Annotated in this window: 17 protein-coding genes, 1 tRNA gene and 4 pseudogenes; 10 read left to right on the plus strand and 12 right to left on the minus strand. The window is 62.4% G+C overall.

Annotated features, from left to right (window positions below):
* Positions 1 to 4: 4 nt before the first annotated feature.
* Positions 5 to 1,057 (minus strand): ABC transporter substrate-binding protein, encoded by a 1,053-nt coding sequence (locus NKH54_RS19350; protein WP_023748647.1) that lies wholly within the window; start codon positions 1,055 to 1,057, stop codon positions 5 to 7.
* A gap of 235 nt (positions 1,058 to 1,292) precedes the next feature.
* On the opposite strand from NKH54_RS19350, the gene NKH54_RS19355 reads away from it, so the two are divergent.
* The 5 genes and pseudogenes from NKH54_RS19355 to NKH54_RS19370 form a co-directional block, all read left to right on the plus strand.
* Entirely contained in the window at positions 1,293 to 2,093 is an 801-nt protein-coding gene (locus tag NKH54_RS19355) for an IclR family transcriptional regulator (protein WP_353028749.1), read from the plus strand.
* 1,480 nt (positions 2,094 to 3,573) lie between these two features.
* Complete coding sequence (locus NKH54_RS19360; protein ID WP_031195897.1) at positions 3,574 to 3,891, plus strand: hypothetical protein; 318 nt, start codon at positions 3,574 to 3,576, stop codon at positions 3,889 to 3,891.
* 68 nt (positions 3,892 to 3,959) lie between these two features.
* Positions 3,960 to 4,073 (plus strand): annotated as a pseudogene (locus NKH54_RS19365) (SDR family NAD(P)-dependent oxidoreductase); the annotation flags it as partial.
* 96 nt (positions 4,074 to 4,169) lie between these two features.
* Positions 4,170 to 4,253: pseudogene (locus NKH54_RS32515) on the plus strand (alcohol dehydrogenase catalytic domain-containing protein); the annotation flags it as partial.
* Positions 4,254 to 4,269: 16 nt separating this feature from the next.
* Positions 4,270 to 4,392: pseudogene (locus NKH54_RS19370) on the plus strand (zinc-binding dehydrogenase); the annotation flags it as partial.
* Between the two features lie 460 nt (positions 4,393 to 4,852).
* Here the strand turns inward: NKH54_RS19370 and NKH54_RS19375 are convergent.
* A tRNA-His gene (locus tag NKH54_RS19375) sits at positions 4,853 to 4,929 on the minus strand.
* A gap of 345 nt (positions 4,930 to 5,274) precedes the next feature.
* Positions 5,275 to 5,733, minus strand: a complete 459-nt coding sequence (locus tag NKH54_RS19380) for a phasin (protein ID WP_023669330.1) — start codon at positions 5,731 to 5,733, stop codon at positions 5,275 to 5,277.
* A 310-nt stretch (positions 5,734 to 6,043) separates the two neighbouring features.
* On the opposite strand from NKH54_RS19380, the gene NKH54_RS19385 reads away from it, so the two are divergent.
* On the plus strand, positions 6,044 to 10,048 hold the full coding sequence (locus NKH54_RS19385) for a PAS domain S-box protein (RefSeq protein ID WP_353028750.1): 4,005 nt from the start codon (positions 6,044 to 6,046) through the stop codon (positions 10,046 to 10,048).
* Positions 10,049 to 10,313: 265 nt separating this feature from the next.
* Here the strand turns inward: NKH54_RS19385 and NKH54_RS19390 are convergent, their stop codons facing one another.
* Positions 10,314 to 12,284: an acetoacetate--CoA ligase gene (locus tag NKH54_RS19390; RefSeq protein ID WP_353028751.1), complete on the minus strand. Its 1,971-nt coding sequence runs from the start codon at positions 12,282 to 12,284 to the stop codon at positions 10,314 to 10,316.
* 367 nt (positions 12,285 to 12,651) lie between these two features.
* Here NKH54_RS19390 and NKH54_RS19395 point away from each other — a divergent pair, with 367 nt between their 5' ends.
* Positions 12,652 to 14,505, plus strand: coding sequence for an AsmA family protein (locus tag NKH54_RS19395; RefSeq protein WP_353028752.1), 1,854 nt, complete (start codon positions 12,652 to 12,654; stop codon positions 14,503 to 14,505).
* Positions 14,506 to 14,547: 42 nt separating this feature from the next.
* Here NKH54_RS19395 and NKH54_RS19400 read toward each other — a convergent pair whose 3' ends face one another.
* From NKH54_RS19400 to NKH54_RS19435, 8 genes and pseudogenes are all read right to left on the minus strand, one after another.
* On the minus strand, positions 14,548 to 15,366 hold the full coding sequence (locus NKH54_RS19400; RefSeq protein WP_023669326.1) for an ABC transporter permease: 819 nt from the start codon (positions 15,364 to 15,366) through the stop codon (positions 14,548 to 14,550).
* Positions 15,363 to 16,328, minus strand: coding sequence for an ABC transporter permease subunit (locus NKH54_RS19405; RefSeq protein ID WP_353028753.1), 966 nt, complete (start codon positions 16,326 to 16,328; stop codon positions 15,363 to 15,365). Before NKH54_RS19405 ends, NKH54_RS19400 begins: the two co-directional genes overlap by 4 nt.
* Before the next feature lie 9 nt (positions 16,329 to 16,337).
* Complete coding sequence (locus NKH54_RS19410; protein ID WP_352543994.1) at positions 16,338 to 17,477, minus strand: ABC transporter ATP-binding protein; 1,140 nt, start codon at positions 17,475 to 17,477, stop codon at positions 16,338 to 16,340.
* 84 nt (positions 17,478 to 17,561) lie between these two features.
* Positions 17,562 to 18,659, minus strand: coding sequence for a polyamine ABC transporter substrate-binding protein (locus NKH54_RS19415; RefSeq protein WP_023669323.1), 1,098 nt, complete (start codon positions 18,657 to 18,659; stop codon positions 17,562 to 17,564).
* A 426-nt stretch (positions 18,660 to 19,085) separates the two neighbouring features.
* A complete protein-coding gene (locus NKH54_RS19420; protein ID WP_023751980.1) occupies positions 19,086 to 20,039 on the minus strand; it encodes a DMT family transporter in 954 nt (317 codons plus the stop codon).
* A gap of 161 nt (positions 20,040 to 20,200) precedes the next feature.
* Positions 20,201 to 20,848 (minus strand): annotated as a pseudogene (locus NKH54_RS19425) (DUF2167 domain-containing protein); the annotation flags it as partial.
* A gap of 12 nt (positions 20,849 to 20,860) precedes the next feature.
* The gene (locus tag NKH54_RS19430; protein WP_353028754.1) at positions 20,861 to 21,100 is read right to left on the minus strand and encodes a hypothetical protein; all 240 of its coding nucleotides are present in this window, start codon (positions 21,098 to 21,100) and stop codon (positions 20,861 to 20,863) included.
* A gap of 149 nt (positions 21,101 to 21,249) precedes the next feature.
* Positions 21,250 to 22,677, minus strand: a complete 1,428-nt coding sequence (locus NKH54_RS19435) for a helix-turn-helix domain-containing protein (protein ID WP_353028755.1) — start codon at positions 22,675 to 22,677, stop codon at positions 21,250 to 21,252.
* A gap of 250 nt (positions 22,678 to 22,927) precedes the next feature.
* Here NKH54_RS19435 and aceA point away from each other — a divergent pair, with 250 nt between their 5' ends.
* The 3 genes from aceA (at position 22,928) to NKH54_RS19450 (ending at position 25,251) form a co-directional block, all read left to right on the plus strand.
* Entirely contained in the window at positions 22,928 to 24,217 is a 1,290-nt protein-coding gene (gene aceA / locus NKH54_RS19440; protein ID WP_353028756.1) for an isocitrate lyase, read from the plus strand.
* A gap of 52 nt (positions 24,218 to 24,269) precedes the next feature.
* Entirely contained in the window at positions 24,270 to 24,512 is a 243-nt protein-coding gene (locus NKH54_RS19445; protein WP_352513154.1) for an SMc00767 family acetate metabolism repressor, read from the plus strand.
* Between the two features lie 277 nt (positions 24,513 to 24,789).
* The gene (locus NKH54_RS19450) at positions 24,790 to 25,251 is read left to right on the plus strand and encodes a response regulator (protein WP_352739626.1); all 462 of its coding nucleotides are present in this window, start codon (positions 24,790 to 24,792) and stop codon (positions 25,249 to 25,251) included.
* The last annotated feature ends 20 nt before the right edge of the window (positions 25,252 to 25,271 follow it).

Below are 25,271 nucleotides of genomic sequence, written 5' to 3' on the forward strand. Positions count from 1 at the left end.
AGGCTTATTTCTGAGCCAGCAGCTTCTTGAACAGCTCCTCATCGTAAGGAGAAAAGATGTAGCCGTCAGCCGGGAAGTCCTTGGCCCGGGCGAGGTATTCGTCGATGTTGGAATTGTCGATTACCGGCAGCGGAATCTTGACGAAAGCCGGCACATCCTTGCCTTCCAGCGCCTGGACGGCAGTGTAGGTGGCGAAGGCGCCGAGCCAGTTCGGCTGCATCGTCGCCCAGCTCTTCAAGCCCTTTTCTTTCCAGAGTTCCAAAAACTGCCGGGCGTTCTCACCGGTGATCGGCACCTGTTCACGGCCCTGCTTGTCGAGGGCCAGCACGGCGCCTGCCGACAGAGCGCCGCCGAGCGACAGGATGCCGTCGATCTCGGGGTTGGCGAAGAGCAGGCTGGTGACGGCTTCCTGTGCCGGCGCGACGTTGTAGGGCGTGTTGGTCTCGGCAAGCACCGTCACGTCGGGATGGGCCTTGAGCTCAGCGTCGGCGCCTTTGCGCCTGTCATCGCTGACCGAAACCCCGGCGGGGCCATTGAGGATCAGGATCTTGCCCTTGCCGCCGATGGCGTCGATCAGGAACTTGGCGGCCTGGTCGCCCCATTGCGAAGAATCGGTGTTGACCTTGGCGGTGACCTTGTCGGTGTCGACGAGGCTGTCGAAGTTGATGATGGCGATGCCCTTGGCGCAGGCGTCGGCCAGAACGCGTGCCGGTGCGGTCGACGAACCGGCGATCAGTATGATGGCGTCGACATCGGAATCGATCATCGACTGAATCTGCTGGATCTGGACGTTGGCATCGCCCTGAGCGTCGGTGACGACGAGCTTGTCGACCAGTCCCTGCTTCTTCAGGGTCTCGACTTCGGCTTCGATCGTGCCTTGGGTCTGCTTCATCCAGGTCGGCACGGAATAGATGTTGGCCCAGCCGATCGTGTACGGCGCCTTGCGGTCGCCCTTGATGCAGTTGGCGGCAGCATTGGCCTGCGAGGCGACGCCAAAGCTCAGCACGAGACCGAGGCAAAGCGCGCTGGCGGATGCGAAAAACGGTGATTTCATCATGACTGTTCCCTTCAGAGGTTGTGGCCTCGACGTGCAGAACAAGGGCGAGGAAACCCGTCGGTCGCCGGGTCTTGGAAACCGTGTGTCCTCTCGGGATTTGTCTGCGTCCGGCTCGTTAGTTTGTCTGGTATTTCAGACAATGTGTCTGTATATCGGACAAATTGGATGCTAGACCGAGCCTTGACATCTTTCAAGCGCCTTGAGACGAGAACCGAAATGATTTTGGCGGATGGTCATGAGCGACGGCACTAACGATGCGATCGGGAAGGAAGCCGGCGCGGAGCCGCGCAACGGCGAACGACGACGCGGCATTGACCGCGTCATCATGCTGCTCGAGGCGTTGCTGCGGCACCGCGCGCCAATGCGCGTCGGCGACATCGCCAAGATGATCGGCGCGCCGCGTTCGACCACCTACGAGATCGTCAACAGCCTGCTCGACGCCGAAATGCTCGAAAACGTCGGCGGTGAAGGTTACGTCTATTTCGGACGCGCCATGCATCTGTTCGGCTGGGCCTACTCACATCACAACGCCCATTACCGTCGCATCATCGAGACCTTGGATAAGTTGGCCGCCGAGACAGGCGAGACGGTCCAGCTATGCGGCCTGCGTGGCAACAAATACGTCGTTCTGGACTGCCGAGATTCGCCGGGCCCGTTCCGGATCTCAAGCGATGTCGGGGTCGAGGTGCCGATCCCATGGACGGCATCCGGACGGCTGCTCCTCGGCCATATGAACGAGCAAGAGTTGAGGGACTTCATCCCATCTGGCGACTACAGGCTTCCCGACGGCCGCATCATTGCACCAGCCGAATTCTTTGCCGATGTTGCCCTGGCCCACCGGCAGGGTTTCAGCGAGACCGCCGCTCTGGCGGACCGCTTCACCTGGTGCATGGCAGCGCCCATCCACGACGGCCACGGCGCCATCAAAAGGACCTTGTGTCTGGTGTTACCCGTCGACACGCCGGAGCCACGGCGCGACGAACTGCTTGCCTTGCTGCGCGAGCGCGCCCGTGGACTGTCTCTGGCGGGAGGCTGACGATCAGCCGTCGTGCCCTCTGGTTGAAGCCTCTTAAAGGCACATGGATTCCGCTCTTCCCCATCGGTTCCATTTAGGTTCGGGACCTTAGTCCCATAGTCGGTGGATAAGGTCCGAACCAGGGAACACGCAACCGGAAGCCACATTAGGAGAAGACCGTCGATCAAAGTCCCTTCATCGCCGGTTGAGGATCCCGCCGCTCTTACTGTCGAGAGCGCGGCGGGATCCTTACGCGCGGAGCGAGCACATGAGATTTGTCGAAATTTTCACAGATGTGCTTACGGCCCTGCTTCTCGCTTTATTCGTGTGCGGGATATTCGCTGTTTTCGGAGGCCATCTGGTTCCTCCACGCTACGCAAAGATGGTGTTGCTGCCGGACCTCGATAAGATGACGACTGCATCATCTACACCCAGCTTGCCCGATTCCATCGACTTGCAAGTTCAAAAGCGCCCAGAGGTGCAAAGGTCTGCCGGCGTGACACAGCGCGCAGTCGGTCTGGAGCCGCCAGTGCCATCCAGCAAGCGGTAAGAATCAGCGGAGGTTTCCCCAGCTATCAGAGAGCGCCGGCGATTATTGACAGACCCGGCTCTTGAAATTGGCTGAAATCGCCGCTCCACATTTCCGCATCTGTTTGAATTGTGTTTATCAACTAGTGCGAACGCTATGGCGAAGCAGGTTGAGTTGGCGGCGTTCCTGGCTGATCCCCGCCAGTGCTTGATCGCGGCGTGGGATCCTTGTCGAGCTTGGGATTTCGGTCCACCGGTTCGCCATTCACATCATCGGCCTTGGAGTTTGCGGGGTCCGTTTGGCCAGGATTTGGGCTGTAAGTATCTGGCGATGGAACCCGGCTGTTTTGTTGTGTCGCCGGTGTCTTAGCCTGCTCGCCATAGATTTCAGCGATCCCCCAGGCAACGAGCGCCAAGACAAGGCCTGCCAAGAGCACGCCAAGGACCGGTCGCCCCAAGCCACCCTGCCTGGCCCGCTTTTCCGGAATGTTTCTGCTCATGATCGCAACCTTGGGCTAAGAGGAGTGGCCCGCGCTCCAGGAGCGAAGACGCGGGCAGTCAAGAGCTCCGGCAGTCGGCCATGCGGCGAACAGGGAACTCGCTGCACATACCGAACTCGCTGGCGCTGTTGATGTTCCCACGGAATCCAAACAGCGCGCCGCCGGGAGCCGGACTGGCAATTTGGGTTGGAGTGGCTGGAACGAGCCAGCTCAAGGTCAACGAGCGGCGGTGTGCGTAAGCGGGCATTGCGAGCCAGACTGGAACTTTGCCGAATCTGCCGCGTTGCCGACCATGGCCGACTACAACGAGACCACCAATCCGGTGCTGACCGGTTGCAAGGCCCGCGTTGCCACCAGGGACATCTGTTTGAAGGCTATCTGAATTTGCTCCTCGTTGTTGGCGATTCCGCCCGATGGAACATCCTGATCCGCTCGCGGTTGGGGAAGCCCGGGCCAGCGGCAGGAGCATCATCATGAACGTCGAACGTAACCCGGCCGAAGACAGAGGCGATATTCAGTCTGGGGTGACAGAGGACAAGACGCCGGGATTCGACCCGGCGGCGGCGCCTATGGAAACCGATGCCGAAGCAGCAGACACCTGCGCCGTGCCGGTTCCCGCAGCGACGGGCACGCCGGCTTTCGCTAATCAAGCAAGCTTCGCCAATGCGATGCGGCGGCCGGACGACGAGCGCGCCCCGGCCCCGAGTAAAAACGGCCCGGTGCTGGCCATTGTCGCGCTTGTCGTCGTTGCCGCCGTCGTGTTCGTTGTCGCCGCGATTCTGGCGCGATAGCAGATCCTGCGCTTGCGCCAAACCTCTGCCCTGCGAAGCGATCAGGGATGCGGTCGTGACAGCAGGCGATCAGCGGCTGGAAAAACAAGCTGCAGGTTGCAGCGGCGCATGGCACGCCGGCCGGCACCCTGACCGAGCAGCATTGCGGCATGGCCGAACCCGGCTCGGCCGCCAAGGGTTGAGGCCGGATGCTCGTTCGAAGCGGGAACATTTCACATCAAGCCAAGTTCGGGCTCGCAGAGCTTGTCGTCAAGGAACAGCACATGAAGGAACAGCACATGAAGGCCCTGACATGGCACGGCAAAGGCGACATACGTTGCGAACAGGTGGCCGATCCGACGATCCAGGATGAACGCGACATCGCTGCAGAAAGTTCGGAACGGCGATATCGACCCGTCATTCGTGATCACCCATCGGGCTGGCCTCAAGGCCGGGCCCGCACTTTACAAAACCGACAAGGAGGACGGCTGCATCAAAGTCGTGATGCGCCCGCACGGCTGACCGTTCTGTCCAATGGCCCGACTTTGTTGTCCGGCCGTCTGCGTGCTGAAAAGGCGAGAGTTGAAAATGGCCAAGGACAAACCCGCATCGACAAACCCGGCCGCCACACCTTCGGTCAGATCGCCTGAGGCCACCGGCCTGCCACATCCCCGTCGCGACGCTGAAAACAGCGATTCCGGCGCCAAGCCGACGGCGCCCAAGACCGCTGGCGCCCAGCAAGCGTCCAGATCGCCGCTCGACAGCCGTATTGCAAATCGCAATGCCGGCCGTCCTCATCAGGCAGGCACGACGCCTCGGCCGACCGACGAACCGCTGGAGTAAAATGAAACCTTAGATGCGGCGCGGGTATCTGCACCGCGGTGTGTGTGCAGTCAGGGTCTTCCTGCCCTGCCGACAGCGCCATACAGGTCTTGATCTCCCGTGGATCGCCGGGATCGGCTTACTTTAGCGGAAAATTCGATGGTACCGTTGGCTGGGATCGAACCAGCGACCTCCGGATCCACAATCCGGCGCTCTAACCATCTGAGCTACAACGGCACGTTCGCCTGAGCCAGATCGTGGTGAAAATTCATTCTCCGAGATCCGCTCTGTCGTTCGGCGATGCGTCCAATACGGTCTATCAGAGACTAATTCAAGGCCTTTGATAAGGCAAAGCCGGTCTCCCAACAGACGCCCGTTTCTTCGGCAAAAGAAAAAGGCCGGCGGGAGGAGGTGCCGGCCTTTTCCTGTTACGAGCCAGCGGGAGGAGGTGCTGGCTGGTCACCCCGGAGAGCAGAGGGAGGAGGTTCCACTCGCCGGGTATTCATTTGGACAACTCTATCGCACACCCATTTGTCTGACGAAATGCGACGTTTTGATGCATCGCAGAGTTGTGCGCAATTATTAGGCGGCCTTGATGTCCTTCAGGGCCTTCTCGAAAGCGGTCTTGACCGGCTTGGAGACGTCTTCGGCAGCCTTCGAAGCAACAGCCTGGAAGTCCTTGGCCTGCTCGACGGTGGTCTCGACGCGCTTGCGCAGGAAGGCGGTCTGCAGTTCGACCACTTCCGACAGCGACTTGGCGCCGATGAGGGCCTCGAGATGCGAGAAGCCGGCTTCGGCATTGGCGCGCAGAGCGGCGATGGTCTTGAGCGACAGGTCGCTGGAAACGGTCTTGGCAGTCTCGAAGGTCGATTCCAGGACTTTCTGGGTCTCTTCGGCGCCGGTCTTCAGCTTGGAGTAGGCTTCCTTCGACTGCTCGACGCCCTTTTCGGCGAAAGCGCGGATCTGGTCGGTTGCCTTGGAAGCGTCGAAGCTCGGGAATTCGACGTTTTCGATGGTCTCAGCGGTCTTGGCCTTGGTCATTTTCCATCCTTTCGGGGTAGCGGCTTTGACAAAAAGCCGTCTCGTTCATGTATGATGGCAATATAGCGGTTTTTTTGTGCGATGCAATATCTTTGTTGCAGTGCACCATAATTTCTTCCCATGCGTTACCCCAAGAGGTTACCCAAGGGCATTCCGAGGGGCTGTTAACCAAGTGGCCAGAGATTCCACCTGCTTCCCGCCATGGCTTGTGGACCTTCGCCGCGCGGGCTTTTATTAACAAAGCGTTAACTGCAAATTGCCCGCCTTGTAGGTTCGCCAAGAGGTTTCACCGAAAGGGTCCGCCAAGCGCATGCCTTCCGAGAACTACTCTTTCCTCGATGTCGCCGTGCTCGATGCGGTCCGCCAGCGCTTCGCCGCCGGCGACGCGATCGCGATTCTGTCGGCCGACCTCGAACGGGTGATCTGGGCGAACGGCCCGGGCGCTGCGGTGTTCGGCTATCCCGATATCGAGGCCATCATCGGCGCCTCGGCACAGCTGCCGCTGATCGCCAGGCGTCAGATCATGGCGACCGCGGGCTTCCCGCAGATCGGCAGCGACCGCGCCATTACGGTACGGCTGGCGACCGGCATCACCAGCCGCGCCGTCGGCTTCCTGGCCAGTGCGGTGACGATGCCGGACGGCGAAAGCGCCATCATGCTGGTGGTGCCGGCAGCGCAGGCCGGCTCGCGCAGTGCTGCCGAGATTGCGGCCCGCGCGATCAGCGGCTTTACCGAAGACGGCCATTTCATCGCCTTTGTCGACGCCGCCGGCACTGTCGAGGCGGCTTCGGATGGCTTTGGCGCGCTCGCCATCCGACCTGAGACGCTGGCCGCGCTTGTCGCCGACGTGGCGAGCCAGGACGACCGCATCGTCAAGCGGCTGGTCCCCGGCGGCGCCACGTCCTATCCGGCCGGCTTCGCGCGCCTGACCGAGTCCAGGCATCTGCTGGTGGTCATCGACGAGGATCAGCTCGGTGAGGAAAATCCTGTCGGCGAGCTGGATGCCGAACCTGCTGCAGCGCAGGTCGACGATGGCCCGGCGCAAGCCGCCGCGGAGAACGCGGTAACGGTGGATGCGGTGGCTGACCACCCCACCGCAAGCGGGAATCAGGGCGCCCCACTCGCGGCCGCACCTGATGTCGGGGAGACAGGTCCGGCTGCCACCGAGCATGATGCTTCGGCGTCCACCGATACAAAGGCGGACCATCGCGAGCAGACGACCGGCCGCGAGCAGGCGGCGAATGACAGCGCGCCGGCGCAACACGATCATTGGTACTTCCATGCCGGCGAAGAGCCGCAGGCGGGCGAGCCGGACAGCCCGGCGCAGGCCGAGCCGGACTCTGTTTCCCCGGCCGAGAGTGCGCAGTTGGACAGCAGTGCCGCTGCGCCCGCCCTGCCCTCTGACGCAGCCCCACCGGCTGCGCCTCCCGCCAAACGTGAGATCGACCGCTCGGCGCCGCCGCTGCGCTTCGTCTGGCGCACCGACGCCGAGGGCAAGTTCAGCGCGCTGTCGCCGGAATTCGGCGACATTGTCGGCAAAGCCGCCGCCGACGTGATCGGCCGCCGCTTCAAGGACGTCGCGACAATTTTCGGCCTCGACGCCTCGGGCGAGATCGCGGGCCTGCTTGAACGGCGCGACACCTGGTCGGGCCGCTCGGCACTGTGGCCGGTTGCCGGCTCCGACCTGAAGATACCGGTCGATCTGGCAGCACTGCCTGTCTATGGCCGCAGCCGCGCCTTCGAAGGTTTTCGTGGTTTCGGCGTCGCCCGCGCCGGCGATGCGGTGGTCGATCCGGAAGCAATCGGCATGGCGCTGGTCCCCAATGGCGCGCCAGCGGCAGCAGCTGAGCCGGCCCCGGAACAGCCCGTGGCGGAAGCTCCCAGGGCGGCCGATCCGTTCGAGGGCGAAGTGCCGGCACTGACCATCGTGCCGAAGCAGGAACGTCGTTTTGCCGACAAGGTCATCCGGCTGGCCGAGCATCGGCAGCCCGCCAACGACAAGCAGCCGACAAGCGAGAGGGGCCTGTCGACGCTGGAGCGCAGCGCTTTCCGCGAAATCGGCGAGCGGCTGAAGAAGGACAATCCCCCGCCGGAGCAGCCGGAGACTGCCAAGCAGGCCGAACCGGCCAATCCGGATCAGGTAACGCCAGACCAGGCCAAGGCAGATGAGCTCAAGCCGGATCATGTCGAGGCGAACCAGGCTGAAACAGCCGCGCCAGCCCGGCGGCCCGCCGAGGTCTCGAGTCCGGGCGAAGCCGGCCCGGCTGCCGTGGCTGAACCATCGGCAACCGCACCCGAAAATGAAACGGCTGAGGCCGAACCGCCGGAAAGCGATGCCGAGGACGAAAAGGATCTCGCGCGGCTTGACGGCGAGCAGCCGGACGACGGCCTTGCGGACGGCGAAGCAGGCGAGGCGAAGGCGCCGACAGTGTCGCGCTCCCTGCTCGACTATGCCGATCCCGAACCAGGCTCCGTCACCGAAAACAGTACGGAAGCAACGTCGTCCAACGACGAACCTGCGCCGGCTTCCGAACCGGATGATACGCAAGCCCAAGAGATCGTCGAGGCCGCAGAGCCACAGCCGGTTGTTGCCGAGACGCCGGCCAATGCCGGTGAAGACGACAGCATGACGTCGGCCGATTTCCGCGATGCCGAGGACAATGAGGATTGGGCGCCGTCCGACGAGGCGACTGACTCGGCCGTGGAAGACGGGGACAAGGCCGGCGATGCGGACACAGTGCCGGCAGAACCACAGCGCTTGAAAGTGCCGCCGCTCAAGCTTGAGGGGTTCATGCCTTCGGCATTCTCGGCCGGAGATGAACACAAGGCCCCTGACACGTCGATCCTCGGCAAGCTGCCGGTGCCGCTGCTCATCCATTCGGGCGACGAGCTTCATTACGCCAATGAGGAATTCCTCGGCCTGACCGGCTATGACACGCTTGAGGACCTGAGCGACGCCGGCGGGCTCGACGCGCTGTTTGCCGATCCCTATTCAGAAACGGCCGGCGAAAGCGACCACACACTCAAACTGAAGACGCGCGAGGGCCAGGAATTTCCGATCGAAGCCATTTTGCGTTCGGTGCCGTGGCGCGCCGGCAAGGCGCTGATGCTGGTGGTGCGACGTACCGGCGATAACGAGCCGCCGATGGTTGCGCATCTCGCAGCCGAGGAGCAGACGCAGCCCGATGTCTCCGAACTCAAAGCGCGCATTGCCGAGATGCGCACCATCATCGACACCGCGACCGATGGTGTGGTGTTGATCGGCCGCGACGGCGACATCCGCTCGATCAGCCGGCCGGCCGAGGCGCTGTTCGGCTTCGACAGCGACGACGTCACCGGTAAACCGTTCGCCTCGCTGTTTGCCATCGAAAGCCAGCGCGCGGCGCGCGACTATCTGAACGGCCTGTCCGAGCCCGGCGTGGCGAGTGTGATGAACGATGGCCGCGAGGTGATCGGGCGCGAGGCGCAAGGGCGCTTCATCCCGCTGTTCATGACCATCGGCAGGCTGCCCAATGACAGCGGCTTCTGCGCCGTGGTGCGCGACATCACGCAGTGGAAGCGGGCCGAAGAGGATCTGACCCAGGCGCGCGCGGTGGCCGAGCGCGCCTCCTCGCAGAAGACCGATTTCCTCGCCCGCATCAGCCACGAGATCCGCACGCCGCTCAACGCCATTATCGGCTTTTCCGAGCTGATGGTGGACGAGAAGTTCGGCCCGGTAGCCAATGACCGCTACCGCGACTATCTCAGAGACATCAACCGCTCGGGCAACCATGTGCTCGATCTCGTCAATGACCTCCTCGACATTTCGAAGATCGAGGCCGGCCAGCAGGAAATGGACTACGAGGCGGTGTCGCTCAACGATACGCTGGCCGAGACGGTGGCGATGATGCAGCCGCAGGCCAACCGCGAGCGTGTCATCATTCGCTCCAGCTTCGCCTCGCGACTGCCGGAAGTCGTCGCCGACCTCAGAAGCGTGCGCCAGATCGCGCTCAACATCCTGTCCAACGCCATTCGCTATACGCAAGCCGGCGGACAGGTGATCGTGTCGACCGCCTATGAAACCTCCGGCGACGTTGTCATGCGGGTGCGCGATACCGGCATTGGCATGAGCCATGCCGAGATCGAGCAGGCGCTGAAGCCATTCAAGCAGATCAATGCGCTGAAGCGCGGGCGTGGCGACGGCACCGGTCTCGGCCTGCCGCTGACCAAGGCGATGGTGGAAGCCAACCGCGCCCGCTTCACCATCACCTCGACGCCGGGCGAAGGGACGCTGGTCGAGGTCGCCTTCCCGTCGACGCGGGTGCTGGCCGAATAGGGCCGGCCATTCCCGGGCGAGAATCCCGGACAAAGAAAAGGCGTCCAACAGGACGCCTTAAATGGGATTTGCTGTTACAACGGGGGCTTGAGCGAATCTGATCCTCAGGGGACGAGGAACGGGATTTCTCCCTCAAGTTACGTGCGACTATCGACGCCGGGCCTTAACAACTCCTTACCGGCCGTCCAAAAAATTTACGAATGTGTACCACTCATGAAATCTAGGTAAATTCGACCGACATATCTGGTTAACCATCCCGGCCGCGTCACTCAGCCAGCTGCGGCAGGTTCCTGAACAGCTCCAGCGCCTCTGGATTGGCCAACGCTTCCTTGTTCTTGATGGCGCGGCCATGCACCACGTCGCGCACTGCAAGCTCGGTGATCTTGCCCGATTTGGTGCGCGGAATGTCGCTGACGGCGACGATCCTTGCCGGCACGTGGCGCGGGCTGGCGCCGCTGCGGATCTTGGAACGAATGCGCTTTTCCAGATCCTCGTCCAGCGTCACGCCGGCGGCCAGGCGCACGAACAGCACGACGCGGACGTCATTGTCGAAATCCTGACCGATGCACAGCGCCTCAAGGATCTCCGGCATCTGTTCGACCTGATTGTAGATCTCCGCCGTGCCGATGCGCACACCCCCCGGATTGAGCGTCGCGTCGGAACGGCCGTGGATGATCATGCCGCCATGCGCGGTCCATTCGGCGAAGTCGCCGTGGCACCAAACATTGTCGAAGCGCTCGAAATAGGCGGCCTGGTATTTCTTGCCCTCAGGATCGTTCCAGAAGCCGATCGGCATCGACGGGAACGCTTTTGTGCAGACCAGCTCACCCTTTTGCTCGCGGATCGGCTTGCCGTCATCGTCCCATACATCGACGGCAAGGCCGAGGCCGGGACCCTGGATCTCGCCGGTCCAGACCGGTTGCGTCGGTACGCCGAGCACGAAACAGGAGACGATGTCGGTGCCGCCGGAAACCGAGGCGAGATGTACGTCCTTCTTGATGCCGTCATAGACGAAGCGGAAATCCTCCGGCGACAACGGTGAGCCGGTCGAGGAAATAGCCCGCACACTCGACAGATCATGGCTGCGGATCGGCTTGAGCCCGGCCTTGCGTACGGAATCGATGAATTTGGCCGAGGTGCCGAAAAAGGTCATCTTCTCGGCATCTGCGAAGCTGAACAGCACATTGCCGTCGGGGTGGAAGGGCGAGCCGTCATAGAGCAGCAGCGTGGCGCCCGAGGCCAGGCCCGACACCAGCCAGTTCCACATCATCCAGCCGCAGGTGGTGAAGTAGAAGAAGCGGTCGCCTTCGACGAGCCCGGCATGCAGCCGGTGTTCCTTGACGTGCTGGACCAGCGTGCCGCCGGCCGAATGGACGATGCATTTGGGAATGCCGGTGGTACCTGACGAAAACAGGATGTAGAGCGGATGCGCAAACGGCAGCCGCTCGAACGTGACCGCTTTGGCGGCAAAGGGTGACAGCGCCTCTTCGAGCGCCACGGCCTTATCGATGACCGCGGCGATGTCACGCGACGTACCGAGATAGTCGACGATCAGGACCTTGGCTACTGTTTCGAGCTTCGCTGCAACGGCAGCGATCTTGTCGGCGACCTCGATTGCCTTGCCATTGTACCAATAGCCATCCGGCGCAATGAATATGACCGGCTCGATCTGGCCGAAACGGTCGAGCACGCCCTGCTCGCCGAAATCGGGGGAACAGGACGACCAGACCGCGCCGATGGAGGCGGCCGCCAGCATGGCGGCGACGGTTTCCGGCATGTTGGGCATCATCGCCGCGATGCGGTCGCCCTTTTTCACCTTGAGCGACAGGAAAAGCTGCTGAAAGCGCGAGGTCAGCTGGTGCAGTTCGCTCCACGACAGCCGCCGCTCGATCTTGTCCTCGCCGCGAAAGACAATCGCGTCGCCGGAACCGATCTTCTTCAGCAGGTTCTCGGCGAAGTTCAGCGTCGCATCGGGAAAGAACGATGCGCCGGGCATCTTGTCGCCATCGACGAGCACGGTCTCGCCCGCATCGGTCCCTTTGTCGCCGACAATGCCGCAAAAGTCCCACAGCAGGCTCCAGAAGCCTTCGCGATCCTCGACCGACCAGCGGTGCAGGTCGGCGTAGGAGGCGAAGGATGTGCCGCTTTTGGCCGCTGCTGCCTTCATGAACGCGGTCAGTGGTGCTGCGTCGATCTGGTCTTGCGTCGGGGTCCAGAGCGGTGCTTCGGCAGCCATGATCGATCCTCCTTGAAGCCCGTCGCGTCGCAAGATAGATATGCTTTTGTTTTGATGCACGTCGTTGTCCCGGAACCGCTGCACTCTTCCGGGCGACATGCACTAGCCTCAGCTTTACAGGCGCCGCTGTCCCAAAAACGCCGCGCCTCGTAGCAGGCTGAAGCTGCATCGCTTATGCCTACCACCGTGCGGCAGAGCAAGATTTTGTTCCGCTAAAACTCGGCCATATGTTCGCAATTGCCATCGCCGGGCCATAAAGACTTGAAATGCCTCAGCCCTAAGTCGTAGTGACGACTGGAAGGCGTGGTGACAACTGCGGTTACACCCGTCAGGCGATTTTTATCGGAATGAAAGCAACCGGGGCAATATGCCATCACCTTTGATCCGGCGCGGAATATGGGCGATCGGCGTTGCCGTGCTCGTCATCGCGCTGGTCGTCGCCGCTCTGCCGCTGTTTGCCTCGACCCGGATCGTGCGCGATCGCATCGCCTGGGAAATGAGCGCGTGGAGCGGTTTCAGGGTCACCATCGCCGGTTCGCCGCGCATCGAGGTGTGGCCGAAGTTCCGCGCCATATTGAGCGACGTCACGCTGTCGCAGTGGACCGAGACCGACGCGCCGCCGGTGATCGAGGCCGAACGCGTCGAGGTCGACCTTTCGGCCATGGCGGCGCTGCAGGGCGATGTGGTGTTTTCGACGGCGCGGCTGGTGCGGCCGACGATCCGGGTCCAGCGCGCCGCAAACGGCATATTCCTGCCCGCCATACCAACGGGCGGACGCATCACCCGCTCCATCGACACGGCGCGCGGCCTGGTCAACGCCGATCCGACGAAGCCGGATCTGAGCAAGCTGCCCGCCGATCCGTTCGGCACCGTGGAATTCAGGGACGGCCGCATGGTCGCCTCCGTCGGCGGCAAGGACGTCGAATTGCTGACCAGCCTGTCCGGCCAGGCGAGCTGGGCAGCGATGAACAGCAACGCGACCTTGTCGGCGACCGGAATCTGGCGCGGCGAGAGCGTCACCGTCAATGCCGCCTCGCCCAAGCCGCTGGTGCTGTTTGCCGGCGGCGCCGCACCGGTCACGTTTTCGTTCAAGGCAGCGCCGGCCAGCTTCTCGTTCGACGGCACGGCCAGCATGTCGCAAAACGCCTATTTCGATGGCCAGGCGAAATTCGCCGCGCCCTCGCTGCGGCGCGTGCTGGAATGGTCGCAGGCCGGCATTGCTCCTGGTACGGCGATCGGTTCGGTCTCGATTTCGAGCAAGATCACGGCGACCGCCGGCCGCGTCAAATTCGAAAACACCGCGGTGACGCTCGACAACAACCCGGGAATGGGGGCGCTGGATTTTTCGTTCGGCGACGCCTTGCCGGTGATATCAGGCACACTCGCCTTCGATACGCTCGACCTCAGGTCGCTGTTTTCGGCCTTCACGCCGCTGGCGCCGACCGGCGAGACCGGTCCCGGCGAAATCGACACCAGCTTCGCCGACCGGATCAATCTCGATCTGAGGCTGTCAGCGGCGCATGCCTCGGCCGGCGCAATCCAGCTTGCCGACGTCGCCGCCACGGCGCAGGTGAAGAACGGGCTTGCCGTCTTCGATATCTCCGATGCGTCGGCCTTTGGCGGCAACGTGCAAAGTAGCCTGCGTTTCGACCGCAAACCGGAGGGCTCGCAGGTCGAGATCCGGCTGCTCGCCTCCGACATTGACGGCGCCGCTTTCGGCACCGCGGCCGGAATGACGCGGCTGGTGCCGGCCAGCACCGGCACTGTCTCGGTCATTCTCAAAGGGCCGGGCAAATCCTGGGACTCGATCTTCGAGAACGCGGACGGCTCGGTCTCTGCGACGTTCGGGCCTGGCGCGCTGAGCGGGCTCAATTTGCCGGCATTTCTGAAGCACACGGAACAGGGCGGCTTCTTCGCGCTCGACGACGTCTCGGACGGGACACTGCCGATGGACGGCGCCGAGCTCAAGGCCACCATCTCGAAGGGTGTGGCAAGGCTGGACAAGGCCGAGGCCAATTCGGCGAAATACAAGGTCTGGCTGTCCGGCATCGCCTCTTACGGCGGACGCGGGCTGGCGCTTTCGGGGGGTGTCACCCAGGCCGACCCGGCAGCGGCACCGGTCGATGGCCAGCAGGGATCCAACCAGTCGTCATTCTTCGTCGGCGGCACCTGGAGCACGCCGTTCATCTCGCCGATCAGCCGCGGCGTCTCAGGCGAATAGGCGGACCCTTACCGGGATCGCCCTATCCCTCGTTTGACGCAATCAACCGCGCTGCGCGGCCTGTTCGTCGAGCTGGCGTTGCACCTCACGCCGCTTGTTGGCGACCGAAGCGATGATGACGCCTACCGCCACGACGGCGATCAGGATGGTGCAGGCGGCGTTGATTTCCGGCGTCACGCCGAGACGCACCTGGCTGTAGATCTTCATCGGCAGCGTGGTGGCGCCAGGCCCGGAGGTGAAGGAGGCGATGACCAGGTCGTCAAGCGACAGGGTGAAGGCCAGCATCCAGCCGGAGACGATGGCCGGCATGATGACCGGCAGCGTGATCTGAAAGAAGGTCTTTACCGGCGTTGCGCCGAGGTCCAAGGCAGCTTCTTCCAGCGAACGATCGAACGACACCAGGCGCGACTGCACGACGACAGCCACGAAGCACATGGTCAAGGTGATGTGAGCAAGCGTCACGGTCAGGAAGCCACGGTCGAGACCGACGGCAACGAACAGCAGCAACAGCGACAGGCCGGTGATGACTTCCGGCATGACCAGCGGCGCAAACACCATGCCGGAAAACAGGATGCGGCCGCGGAAGCGGGTGTAGCGGGTCAAGGTCAGTGCTGCCAGCGTGCCGAGCACGGTTGCCACAGTGGCGGAGATGACACCCACACGCGCGGTCACCCAGGTGGCGTCCATCAGCCCCTGATTGTGGAACAGCGAGGCATACCATTTGGTCGAGAAGCCGCCCCAGACGGTGACCAGCTTCGACTCGTTGAAGGAGAAGACGATGAGCAGCACGATCGGCAGATAGAGAAAGGCAAAGCCCAGCACGACCGAGGTGACGTTGAAGCGGCTCCAGGTGGCGTTCATTTGTCCTGCTCCTGGGCGCGTGCCTGGGCCTGCTGGAAGAGCATGATCGGCACGATCAGGAGCAGCAGCAGGATGACGGCGACGGCCGACGACACCGGCCAGTCACGGTTGGCGAAGAATTCATTCCACAAGGTCTTGCCGATCATCAGCGTCTGCGAGCCGCCGAGCAGATCGGGAATGACGAACTCGCCAACCGCTGGAATGAACACCAGCAGGCAGCCGGCGATGACCCCGGGCAGCGACAGCGGGAACGTGATCTTCCAGAAGGCTGATGTCGGCGGGCAGCCGAGATCCTTTGCCGCCTCGATCAGCGAGTAATCCATCTTTTCCAGCGACGAATAGAGCGGCAGCACCATGAATGGCAGGTAGGAATAGACGATGCCGATGAAGATCGCCGTGTAAGTGTTGAGGATGATCAGTGGCTGATTGATGATGTGCAGCGACAACAGCAGCTGATTGAGCAGACCCTCGGGCTTGAGGATGCCGATCCAGGCATAGACGCGGATCAGGAACGACGTCCAGAACGGCAGGATAACCAGCATCAGCAAGGTCGGACGGATCGTCGCCGGCGCGCGGGCCATGCCGTAGGCGATCGGGAAGCCGACGAGCAAGGTCAGGATCGTCGAGACAGCAGCGATGATAACACTGGTCACGTAGGCTTTGAAGTAAAGCGCGTCCTGCGTTAGCCAGACATAATTGTCGACGCTGAGTTCGCGGAAGCGGACAAAGAACCCGCACATGCCGTCCCTGAAATCGAGCGCCGGCGTGTAGGGCGGCATGGCGATCGCCGACTGCGACAGCGAAATCTTGAAGACGATGATGAACGGGATGAAGAAGAAGAACAGCAGCCAGAGATAAGGCACGATGATGACGAGCCGGCTGACAAAGCCGGCACCGAGCCGCATCAGGAACGGTTTGGCCGCGGCCGATGGACCGGCGTCGGTGAGTGCAATGTTGGACATGGCCGCCCCCTACCGTGTCAGCACGACGCCGGCATCCGGCCGGAAGGAGACCCAGGCGCGGTCGTTCCAGGTCAGCGGGTCCTCGGTGACTCGCGCCGCGTTGAGCGCGCTTGCCCTGATGATCTGCCCGTCATCCAGCCGGATGTGGTAAACGGTCATGTCGCCGAGATAGGCAACGTCGTAGACCTCGCCCTCAAGCGCATTGACGGCGTCGGCCGGTTTCGTCGACGACACCTTGATCTTCTCCGGCCTGATGGCGAAGACGATGTCGGAACCGGCCTTTGTATCGGTGCTGTTTTCGACGACGATCTGGGCCCCTGTCGCGCCGGTGATGCGCGTGGTGTTTGCCGCACGCTCGGCGACCTTGCCCTCGAACATGTTCACATTGCCGACGAAGTGGGCAACGAAGCGCGAACTGGGGGCTTCATAGACTTCCGCCGGCGTCGCCACCTGCATCACCTCGCCCTTGTCGATGATGGCGATGCGGTCGGCCATGGTCATCGCCTCTTCCTGGTCGTGGGTGACGACGACGAAAGTGAGCCCGAGATTTTGCTGCAGGTCCATCAGCTCGAACTGCGTTTCCTCGCGCAGCTTCTTGTCGAGCGCGCCGAGCGGTTCGTCGAGCAGCAGCACTTTCGGCCGCTTGGCGACCGAGCGGGCGAGTGCGACGCGCTGGCGCTGCCCGCCGGAGAGCTGGTGCGGCTTGCGCTTGGCGAACTGCTCGAGCTTGACCAGCTTCAGCATCTCGGCGACGCGCTTTTCGATATCCGGCGCCGGCATGCCTTCCTGCTTGAGGCCGAAGGCAATGTTCTTTTCCACCGTCATATGCGGGAACAGCGCATAGGACTGGAACATCATGTTGACCGGGCGTCGATAGGGCGGGATGCCGCGCAAATCCTGGCCGTCGAGAAGGATACGGCCGGCGGTGGGCTCCTCGAAGCCGGCAAGCATCCGCAGCAACGTCGACTTTCCGCAGCCCGACGCGCCGAGCAGGGCGAAGAACTCGCGCTCGAAAATGGTCAGCGACAGATTGTTGACGGCGGTGAAGTCACCGAACTTCTTGCTGACATTCTCGAATTGAATATATGGCTTGGCGTTCGGGTCGTTCCATGGCGCGAAATCCCTGCGGATGCTGCCAAGCGATTTCATGTCCCACTCCGTCCTGTTTTTTTTGCTTCTTGCCCCAGAGAAGAATGGTCCCGGCAGATGACTGCCGGGACCATGTCGCATTGCTTACTGGCCGGTGACGATCTTGGTCCAGCTGCGCGTGATCAGGCGCTGGGTCTTGGGATCGTAGGGCTGGACCGTATAGAGCTTTTTCAAGGTCTCGGCGTCCGGATAGACCGCCGGATCATCCAGCAGCGCCTTGTCGACGAACTGCTGCGAAGCCTTGTTGCCGTTGGCGTACAGCACATAGTTGGACGACTTGGCGATCACTTCCGGCTTCATCATGTAGTTGAGAAATTCGAGTGCCTCGGCGGCATGCGGCGCATCGGCGGGAATCGCCATCTGGTCGAACCACATCTGGGCGCCTTCCTTGGGCACGGAATAGCCGATCTCGACGCCTTGCTTGGCCTCGACCGCGCGGTTGCGCGCCTGGAAGACGTCACCCGACCAGCCGACCGCCAGGCAAATATCCCCGTTGGCGAGCGCGTTGATGTATTCGGACGAATGGAATTTGCGGATATACGGCCGCACCTTCAGCAACGTCTCCTCGGCCTTTGCGATGTCGTCAGGTGAGGTGCTGTTCGGATCGAGGCCGAGATATTTGAGCGCCGCTGGGATGATGTCGGCCGGCGAGTCCAGCACATAGACGCCGCAATCCTTCAGCTTGGCCAGGCTGTCGGGATTGAAGAACACATCCCAGCTGTCGATCTTGTCGGTGCCGAGTGCAGCCTGCACCTTCTTGATGTTGTAGCCGATGCCGACGGTGCCCCACATGTAATTGATCGAGTATTCATTGCCGGGATCGTATTTGGCGGTCCGCTCCGAAACCGTGTCCCACATGTTGGAAATGTTGGGCAGCTTCGACTTGTCGAGCTTCTGGAACACGCCGGCCTGGATCTGGCGCGCCAGGAAGTTGCCGCTGGGCACGACGACGTCATAGCCGCTGCCGCCGGCAAGCAGCTTGGTCTCGAGGATTTCATTGGAATCGAAGGTGTCGTAGACGACCTTGATGCCGGTCTCCTTGGTGAAGTCGTCAATGATGGAACTGTCGATGTAATCCGACCAGTTGAAGACGTTGACGACGCGATCCTCGGCATGGCCGCCAACGGCGAAAAGCGTCAGAAATGCCGAGGTTGCCGAAAGCCAGAGCGCTTTGCGGATCATGCTGTTCTCCTTTGATGAGTGTTCCTTCGCCAAGTCGTCGCTGATCCAGCGCGATTGGGCATTTGCTTCAGAGTATTGAGCTTTCCGGGCAGCCACAAGCGTGAACTGCCGGCGCCATCCGGGCGGTCCGACGAGCGGCAGATGATGGCTCTGTGTGCCCGCATGGCGGGCGCGCTGACGCCGTCAGAGGCTTTCGCCGTGGCGCGGGCAGGGATACGACGCTGTGGTCCGGTCTTGGTCCGACCGGCGGGGACACTTGGCAAGGTAAGCCTGTCTTGTTGTTGCCGTGCCCCAGCCTGCCCGTGCCGCAGCAAGGTTGTCAATGGCCCGCGCGGGGCAAGCCCGGTCAATATGGCGTGCGGCTTCGCTAATTGGGGAAAGACGGGCGTAATTAGGGAAGACGGGCTCAACCAAGGGAAAGGCGGGTCAATTAGGGGATGGCAGGCCGGTGGTCCCCGGCCGTGCAGGCCTCGCCTGGCGCTTGAATTCAAGCGCGATATGGACGAGCAGCGCGGCGACCACCACCGCGCCGCCGATGATGGTGCGCACCGAGGGCACCTCGCCATGAACGAGCCAGACCCAGATCGGTCCGAGGATCGGCTCGAACGTGCCGAGGAGTGCTGCGATCGCCGCCGGAACCAGCCTCGCGCCGGTGGCGAAGAAGGCAAGGCCCAGGCCGAGATTGATGACGCCGAAGGCAAACAGGAAAGCCATGTCGTGGGCCGACGTGGCAAACTGCGTGGCTTGCGATGCGGCGAAAGCCGCTGCCAGCATCGTGCCGAGGCATGTCGCCGGCGTCATGCGCACATGGGCGAAGCGCCGGGTGATGACGGTGGCAATCGAGAACATGACGGCGATCAGCAGCGACAGCCCGTCGCCGATGGGCGATACGGCGCCGTCGAGCGATTCCGACACCATGATGGCGACGCCGGCGATGACGGCGGCGATCGCCACCCAGGTCGCGACGGCGACGCGTTCGCGAAACAGCACCCAGGCAAGCAATGCCGCCAGCAGCGGCACACCGGCCTGCATCAACAGGATATTGGCAACGGTGGTGTAGGCGAGCGCGACAACGAAGCACGTCGACGCCGTGGCGAAACAGACGGCCACGGCAAGGCCGGGCAGGCCCATGTCGCGAAACAGCCGCAACATGCCGCGCCAGCCGTCGCGCCAGGCCATGAAGCAAATCAGGAACACAGCCGCCCACAGCGAGCGCCAGAACACCACCGTCCAACTGTCAGCGGTGTCGATGAAGCGGGCGATGGTGCCGCCAAAGCTCCACATCAGCGCCGACAGGAACACCAGCAGCAAGCCGACCCGCTCTTCGCGCGGCGAGACGATCGGCGGTGCGGCGATTGGAGAAGATGCGGTATCGGTCATGGGGTGCGACTGTCGGCTATCTCGGGGTGGCATAATGCACAATGGACGACAGAAACGTGCCGTATTCGCCTAGCGCATAGGCTACCGCCGGACGTGATCCAGCCCGGCATTCCCTTTGGCGCACCGCCAACCGGCAGCCATACGGGCAAACACCGCCGTTTCTAGGACGTGCCCTTGTTGCCGCGGATAAAGCGCCAAAGACCGGCCAACGGTACCAGCAGCAGAATGCCGAACTTTTTCAGGGCGATGAGCGCGACCGCAATCAGGCCGGCCTTTGCCGCGAGTTTTCCGGCGATGAGGCCGCCAATGCCAACCGCGGCGACCGTGTCGGTGCCTGGCAGAAAATCGGTGTATTTCTTGCCGGTGTTGAAGTCCGCCACGCCCAGCACTTCGTCCAGGCTCTGCTTGATCTCCGGCAATTGTTCGACCGTAGCGATGTAGCTCATCACGAAGACGCCTTCCCGGCCGAGGAAACGGACGTCGTAATTGAGCGTGTGGACGGTATCGTCTCCGAACTGCAGTTCCTTGGCCCAGTGCAGCCGCTTGTGGACGAAATCATAGACCGGCGGCGAGGCCCAGCCGATTAGCTTGATCGGGGGAAAGCCGTCCTTTACCCGCTGATCGTTGGCCGACAATGTGTCCGCCTGCATGCTGCTCAGCAGTTCGGTGTAGTCGATGGATGCGGCGTCGGCGTCATCGACATGGCCGATCTTTTCATAGCGCAATTCGATGCCCCAACCGTTGCCGGCGATGGGCTCGTACTTGGCCGGGAAGATCATGCCGATTGCTTCGGACGCGGTATCAGGCGGATTGCCCCAGGCCTAGGTCAGGACGGACGTCGCGTCCTTCTTACCCAGAAAATAGAACTTGTCCTTGAGATCGAGATGGATGCCTTCGGGAAGGTCGACCGCGCCGGTCTTTGGATCGATTTTGTCCAGGAATGCCTTGCCGTCGTCACTATACTGTTGATAGTCCTTGAAGAATTCCGAGGATTTTTCTGCCAGAACAGGCCCCGCCAAAAGGGCAAGCGCCACGCCAAGCCACAAAGCTTTCCTGTTCATAAGCCGTCCCCCCTTGGCTGCCCTGCAGCTCACTTTCGATAGCGCAGCGCCGATGCTTAATCAATATTTGGTTCGGCGATGGTTCGGGCAGCGCTGTATTGCTTAGCGCAAACAGCTGCAGTCTTCCGCGACCTCCAGCCCGAGAAGCATCACTGGAAATCGAAGGCGCTCAGGCCCGTCACCATCTCGTCGAGACCCAGCGGACGGGTCACCGGCGGCTCGGCGCGGGCGAGGCAGCCGATGCGTTCGCACAGCCGGCAAGCGGGACCGACCGGCGTGGCGGCGCCCTGTCCGGCCTTTGCCGGCAGCCCGGCGCCATAGACGATCTCGTCGCGAAAGCCGATATCGCAGCCCAACAGCAGCGCGGTGCGGCGCGGACGCTCGGAGAACGAACCCTGCGGCCCCTCGAGCGTGCGTGCGATGCAGAGGAACTCGGCGCCGTCGGGCATTTCAACCGCCTCGACCAGGATTTGGCCAGGCGAAGCGAAAGCGGCATGGACCGGCAGTTTCGGGCAGCCGCCGCCAAAGCGGCTTTGCGGAAAGCCCTGGCCGCCGGCCTTGCGGAAGCGGTTGCCGGCATTGTCGACCTCGAGCATGAAGAACGGGACCCCGGACAAGCCAGGACGCTGCAGCATGGTCAGGCGGTTCGCCGCCTGTTCGAAGGAGACGCCGAAACGCGAGCGCAGCACATCGATGTCGTAACGAGCCCGCACGGCGGCGGCATGAAAGGCCTGATAGGGCATCATCAAGGCATGGGCGGCGTAGCGGCCGAACTCGAAGCGGGCGAGCCGGCGGGCTTCGTCCGTACCGAGCTTCAGCGCCTGAATTTCGCTGGCGATCGCGACCGTCATGCGGATCAGGCAGGCCTCCATGGCGACTTCGCGCAACTGGTCGAACGGCGACAGCCGCTCCGATAGAAAAAGACGCTGCGAATGACGGTCATAACGGCGGCGCCAGTTCGGCATGGTGGCGACCGGCAGAACCTTGACGACGATGCCATACTCGCGCTTCAGCCACGCCTTCAGCGCGCCGAACAGATCGTCGCCGGGGTCGAGCATCGAGGTGAAGGCCTCGGCCTCTTCCTCCAGTGCTGCAAAATGGTTCGGCCGGCGCTCGAAAATCTCGTGCACTTCGTCGATCGGCAGCCGCGCACCGGACAGCGCCGTGGCGCGGCCCTCGCGCGCCAGAAGCTCGTTGAGATCGGACAGCCGCTCGGCCTGCTCGCGGTAAGCGCGAAAGAGTTTTATCATCGCAGCCGATGCGTTGGGGGCTGCCTCGGCCAGTTCGATCAGTTCCTGGTCGCCCGGCAGCTCACCGGCAAGCAGCGGGTCGCCGAACACTTCCTTCAAGGCCGAGATCGACCCTCTCGCCTCACCCTGCAATTCATGCGGGTCGACCTTGTAGACAGAGGCCAGCTTCAGGATCAGTTGCACCGTCAGCGGCCGCTGGTTGCGCTCGATCAGGTTGAGATAGGACGGCGAGATGCCGAGCCCCTCTGCCATCGCTGTCTGGGTCAGGCCTTTGGCGATGCGGATGCGGCGGATGCGCGGCCCGGCAAAGATCTTCTGGTCGGCCATCGGCTTTCCTTGACAGGAAATTTACACGACTTGCGAGCGATGAACGGCGCACCATCCTTTTACAATCATGACAGATTTACAGCGATAAGCAGTCAAACACAACACAGGTTTTCTCTTATTTTCTACCAGAAATAGCGGTTTTCCTCGCTCTCGTCGCGGCGCAATGTAAATGATGTCACACACAGACGACGCACACCATCCCAGGGCGCGGCGTTTCAAGACACTGGCATCGATTGATCTGGAGTGACCAATGACTGATTTTTACAATCTTGTCCCATCCGCGCCCGAAGGCCGCTTCGACGGCATCGAACGACCCTATTCGCCGGACGATGTGAAGCGGCTGCGCGGGTCGGTCCAGATACGCCAGAGTCTTGCCGAAATGGGCGCCAACCGGCTGTGGAAGCTCATCCACGAGGAAGACTTCGTCAATGCACTCGGCGCCATGTCGGGCAACCAGGCGATGCAGCAGGTGCGTGCCGGGCTGAAGGCAATCTATCTCTCGGGCTGGCAGGTAGCCGCCGACGCCAACACCGCGTCGGCCATGTATCCGGACCAGTCGCTCTATCCCGCCAATGCGGCGCCCGAACTGGTCAAGCGCATCAACCGCACGCTGCAGCGCGCCGATCAGATCGAGACCTCGGAAGGCAACGGCCTGTCGGTCGACACCTGGTTCGCGCCGATCGTCGCCGATGCCGAGGCCGGCTTCGGCGGACCGCTCAACGCCTTCGAGATCATGAAGGCGTTCATCGAGGCCGGCGCTGCCGGCGTCCACTATGAGGACCAGCTGGCCTCTGAGAAGAAGTGCGGCCATCTCGGCGGCAAAGTGCTGATCCCGACCGCCGCGCATATCCGCAACCTCAACGCGGCGCGTCTGGCGGCCGACGTGATGGGCACGCCGACGCTAGTCGTGGCACGCACCGATGCGGAAGCGGCAAAGCTTCTGACCTCCGACATTGACGAGCGCGACCAGCCTTTCGTCGACTACGATGCCGGCCGCACGGTTGAAGGCTTCTACCAGGTCAGGAACGGCATCGAACCGTGCATAGCGCGCGCCATTGCCTATGCGCCGCATGCCGACCTGGTCTGGTGCGAGACCTCCAAGCCCGATCTGGCGCAGGCCAAGAAGTTCGCCGAGGGCGTGCGCAGGCATCATCCGGGCAAGCTGCTCGCCTATAATTGCTCGCCGTCGTTCAACTGGAAGAAGAACCTCGACGACCCGACGATCGCCAAGTTCCAGCGCGAGCTCGGTGCCATGGGCTACAAGTTCCAGTTCATCACATTGGCCGGGTTCCACCAGCTCAACTTCGGCATGTTCGAACTGGCCCGCGGCTACAAGGCGCGGCAAATGGCGGCTTACTCCGAACTGCAGGAAGCCGAGTTCGCGGCGGAAGTCCACGGCTACACCGCGACCAAGCACCAGCGCGAGGTCGGCACCGGCTATTTCGACGCCGTGTCGATGGCGATCAGCGGCGGCCAGTCCTCGACCACCGCCATGCATGAATCCACCGAGCACGCCCAGTTCAAGCCGGCAGCGGAATGAACCGATCGACATAACCAACAGAGGAAACCCCCGAAGGGCAAGGGAGAAGAAAATGGCATCGATAAGCCGCGTCAAGGAACGTGCAGACGAGCAGTCCACCACGATGAGTGTCGACCAACAGGCGACCATCCGCATGCTGGCCAACGACCTGCACAGGCTCAATCAATCGGTGATGAAGGCAGTCGAGGCCGGCGTCTCGGTGGAACTGGTGCGCTCGGCCCGGCATCATGGCGGCGACGGCAATTGGGGCGACCTGCTGATCCCGGTGATCGTCACGCAGAAGAGTCACGGCTGATCTTTCCCTTACGGAAGCTTTGTGCTTGTGGAACTTATGGGCCCCGCCGCTCACTGGCCGATTTCAACGTCACCCGCGGGTTTTCAGCGCGGGTGACTTTCGCTTTTGAGCGTAATCTTAACTACAGTTCGAAAACAGACCTTTTCTCCGGGGTTTAATATTTCCGGCTATATTTCGCAGGTCCGTCATTTCAGCTTGACATGGCGGGCGATCTCACGCCAATTGGCCCTCGGATTTCTACCCTGCATTGAAGCAGCGCCGAGTGCCCGCCCCGCCCATGTGCCCTGTGAACCGCGAGACCGACACCGCCAAACATCTGAATTCGTCAAGCAGGGACGCGAACTCCGAGATATCAACGGATTTCTCCCACGTGCTGGTCGTTGGAAAATCGCCGATCAACCGGGTGGTGGTGTCGAAGATCGTCGAGAAGTCCGGACTGAAGCCGATCTCCGAGTCGCCCGAAATGGCGGCCAAGACATTGCGAACCCTCATTCCGGGCGCCGTCGTTCTCGATGGCGGCCCCGACAACGAGGACTGCCGCGCGCTGATGGCGGCCATCGACGCCTTGCGGCGGACATATGGGCGGTCGCTCCCCAAGGTGATCCTGCTTTCAACCAAGACCGGCACGCCCGACAGCCTGGGTCTGTCGAGCGTGGTCGATGTGGTGGTAACCAAGCCGATCACCACCGAAAGGCTGCAGCCGGTGGTCGACCGGCTGATCAGTCTCGGGCGCGGCTGATCGCAATCCGCCCGAACGCG

It is taken from the genome of Mesorhizobium sp. M1004 (assembly GCF_040318795.1).
In the GTDB taxonomy this organism is placed as follows: Bacteria; Pseudomonadota; Alphaproteobacteria; order Rhizobiales; family Rhizobiaceae; genus Mesorhizobium.

What these genes read in the sequence shown, in the direction of transcription:
- NKH54_RS19415 (WP_023669323.1), bottom strand. Translation starts at nt 18,659, where the DNA reads ATGATCCGCAAAGCGCTCTGGCTTTCGGCAACCTCGGCATTTCTGACG.
- NKH54_RS19410 (WP_352543994.1), bottom strand. Translation starts at nt 17,477, where the DNA reads ATGAAATCGCTTGGCAGCATCCGCAGGGATTTCGCGCCATGGAACGAC.
- NKH54_RS19350 (WP_023748647.1), bottom strand. Translation starts at nt 1,057, where the DNA reads ATGATGAAATCACCGTTTTTCGCATCCGCCAGCGCGCTTTGCCTCGGT.
- NKH54_RS19390 (WP_353028751.1), bottom strand. Translation starts at nt 12,284, where the DNA reads ATGGCTGCCGAAGCACCGCTCTGGACCCCGACGCAAGACCAGATCGAC.
- NKH54_RS19395 (WP_353028752.1), top strand. Translation starts at nt 12,652, where the DNA reads ATGCCATCACCTTTGATCCGGCGCGGAATATGGGCGATCGGCGTTGCC.
- NKH54_RS19420 (WP_023751980.1), bottom strand. Translation starts at nt 20,039, where the DNA reads ATGACCGATACCGCATCTTCTCCAATCGCCGCACCGCCGATCGTCTCG.
- aceA (WP_353028756.1), top strand. Translation starts at nt 22,928, where the DNA reads ATGACTGATTTTTACAATCTTGTCCCATCCGCGCCCGAAGGCCGCTTC.
- NKH54_RS19450 (WP_352739626.1), top strand. Translation starts at nt 24,790, where the DNA reads ATGTGCCCTGTGAACCGCGAGACCGACACCGCCAAACATCTGAATTCG.
- NKH54_RS19405 (WP_353028753.1), bottom strand. Translation starts at nt 16,328, where the DNA reads ATGTCCAACATTGCACTCACCGACGCCGGTCCATCGGCCGCGGCCAAA.
- NKH54_RS19435 (WP_353028755.1), bottom strand. Translation starts at nt 22,677, where the DNA reads ATGGCCGACCAGAAGATCTTTGCCGGGCCGCGCATCCGCCGCATCCGC.
- NKH54_RS19380 (WP_023669330.1), bottom strand. Translation starts at nt 5,733, where the DNA reads ATGACCAAGGCCAAGACCGCTGAGACCATCGAAAACGTCGAATTCCCG.
- NKH54_RS19400 (WP_023669326.1), bottom strand. Translation starts at nt 15,366, where the DNA reads ATGAACGCCACCTGGAGCCGCTTCAACGTCACCTCGGTCGTGCTGGGC.
- NKH54_RS19430 (WP_353028754.1), bottom strand. Translation starts at nt 21,100, where the DNA reads ATGAACAGGAAAGCTTTGTGGCTTGGCGTGGCGCTTGCCCTTTTGGCG.
- NKH54_RS19385 (WP_353028750.1), top strand. Translation starts at nt 6,044, where the DNA reads ATGCCTTCCGAGAACTACTCTTTCCTCGATGTCGCCGTGCTCGATGCG.
- NKH54_RS19445 (WP_352513154.1), top strand. Translation starts at nt 24,270, where the DNA reads ATGGCATCGATAAGCCGCGTCAAGGAACGTGCAGACGAGCAGTCCACC.
- NKH54_RS19355 (WP_353028749.1), top strand. Translation starts at nt 1,293, where the DNA reads ATGAGCGACGGCACTAACGATGCGATCGGGAAGGAAGCCGGCGCGGAG.
- NKH54_RS19360 (WP_031195897.1), top strand. Translation starts at nt 3,574, where the DNA reads ATGAACGTCGAACGTAACCCGGCCGAAGACAGAGGCGATATTCAGTCT.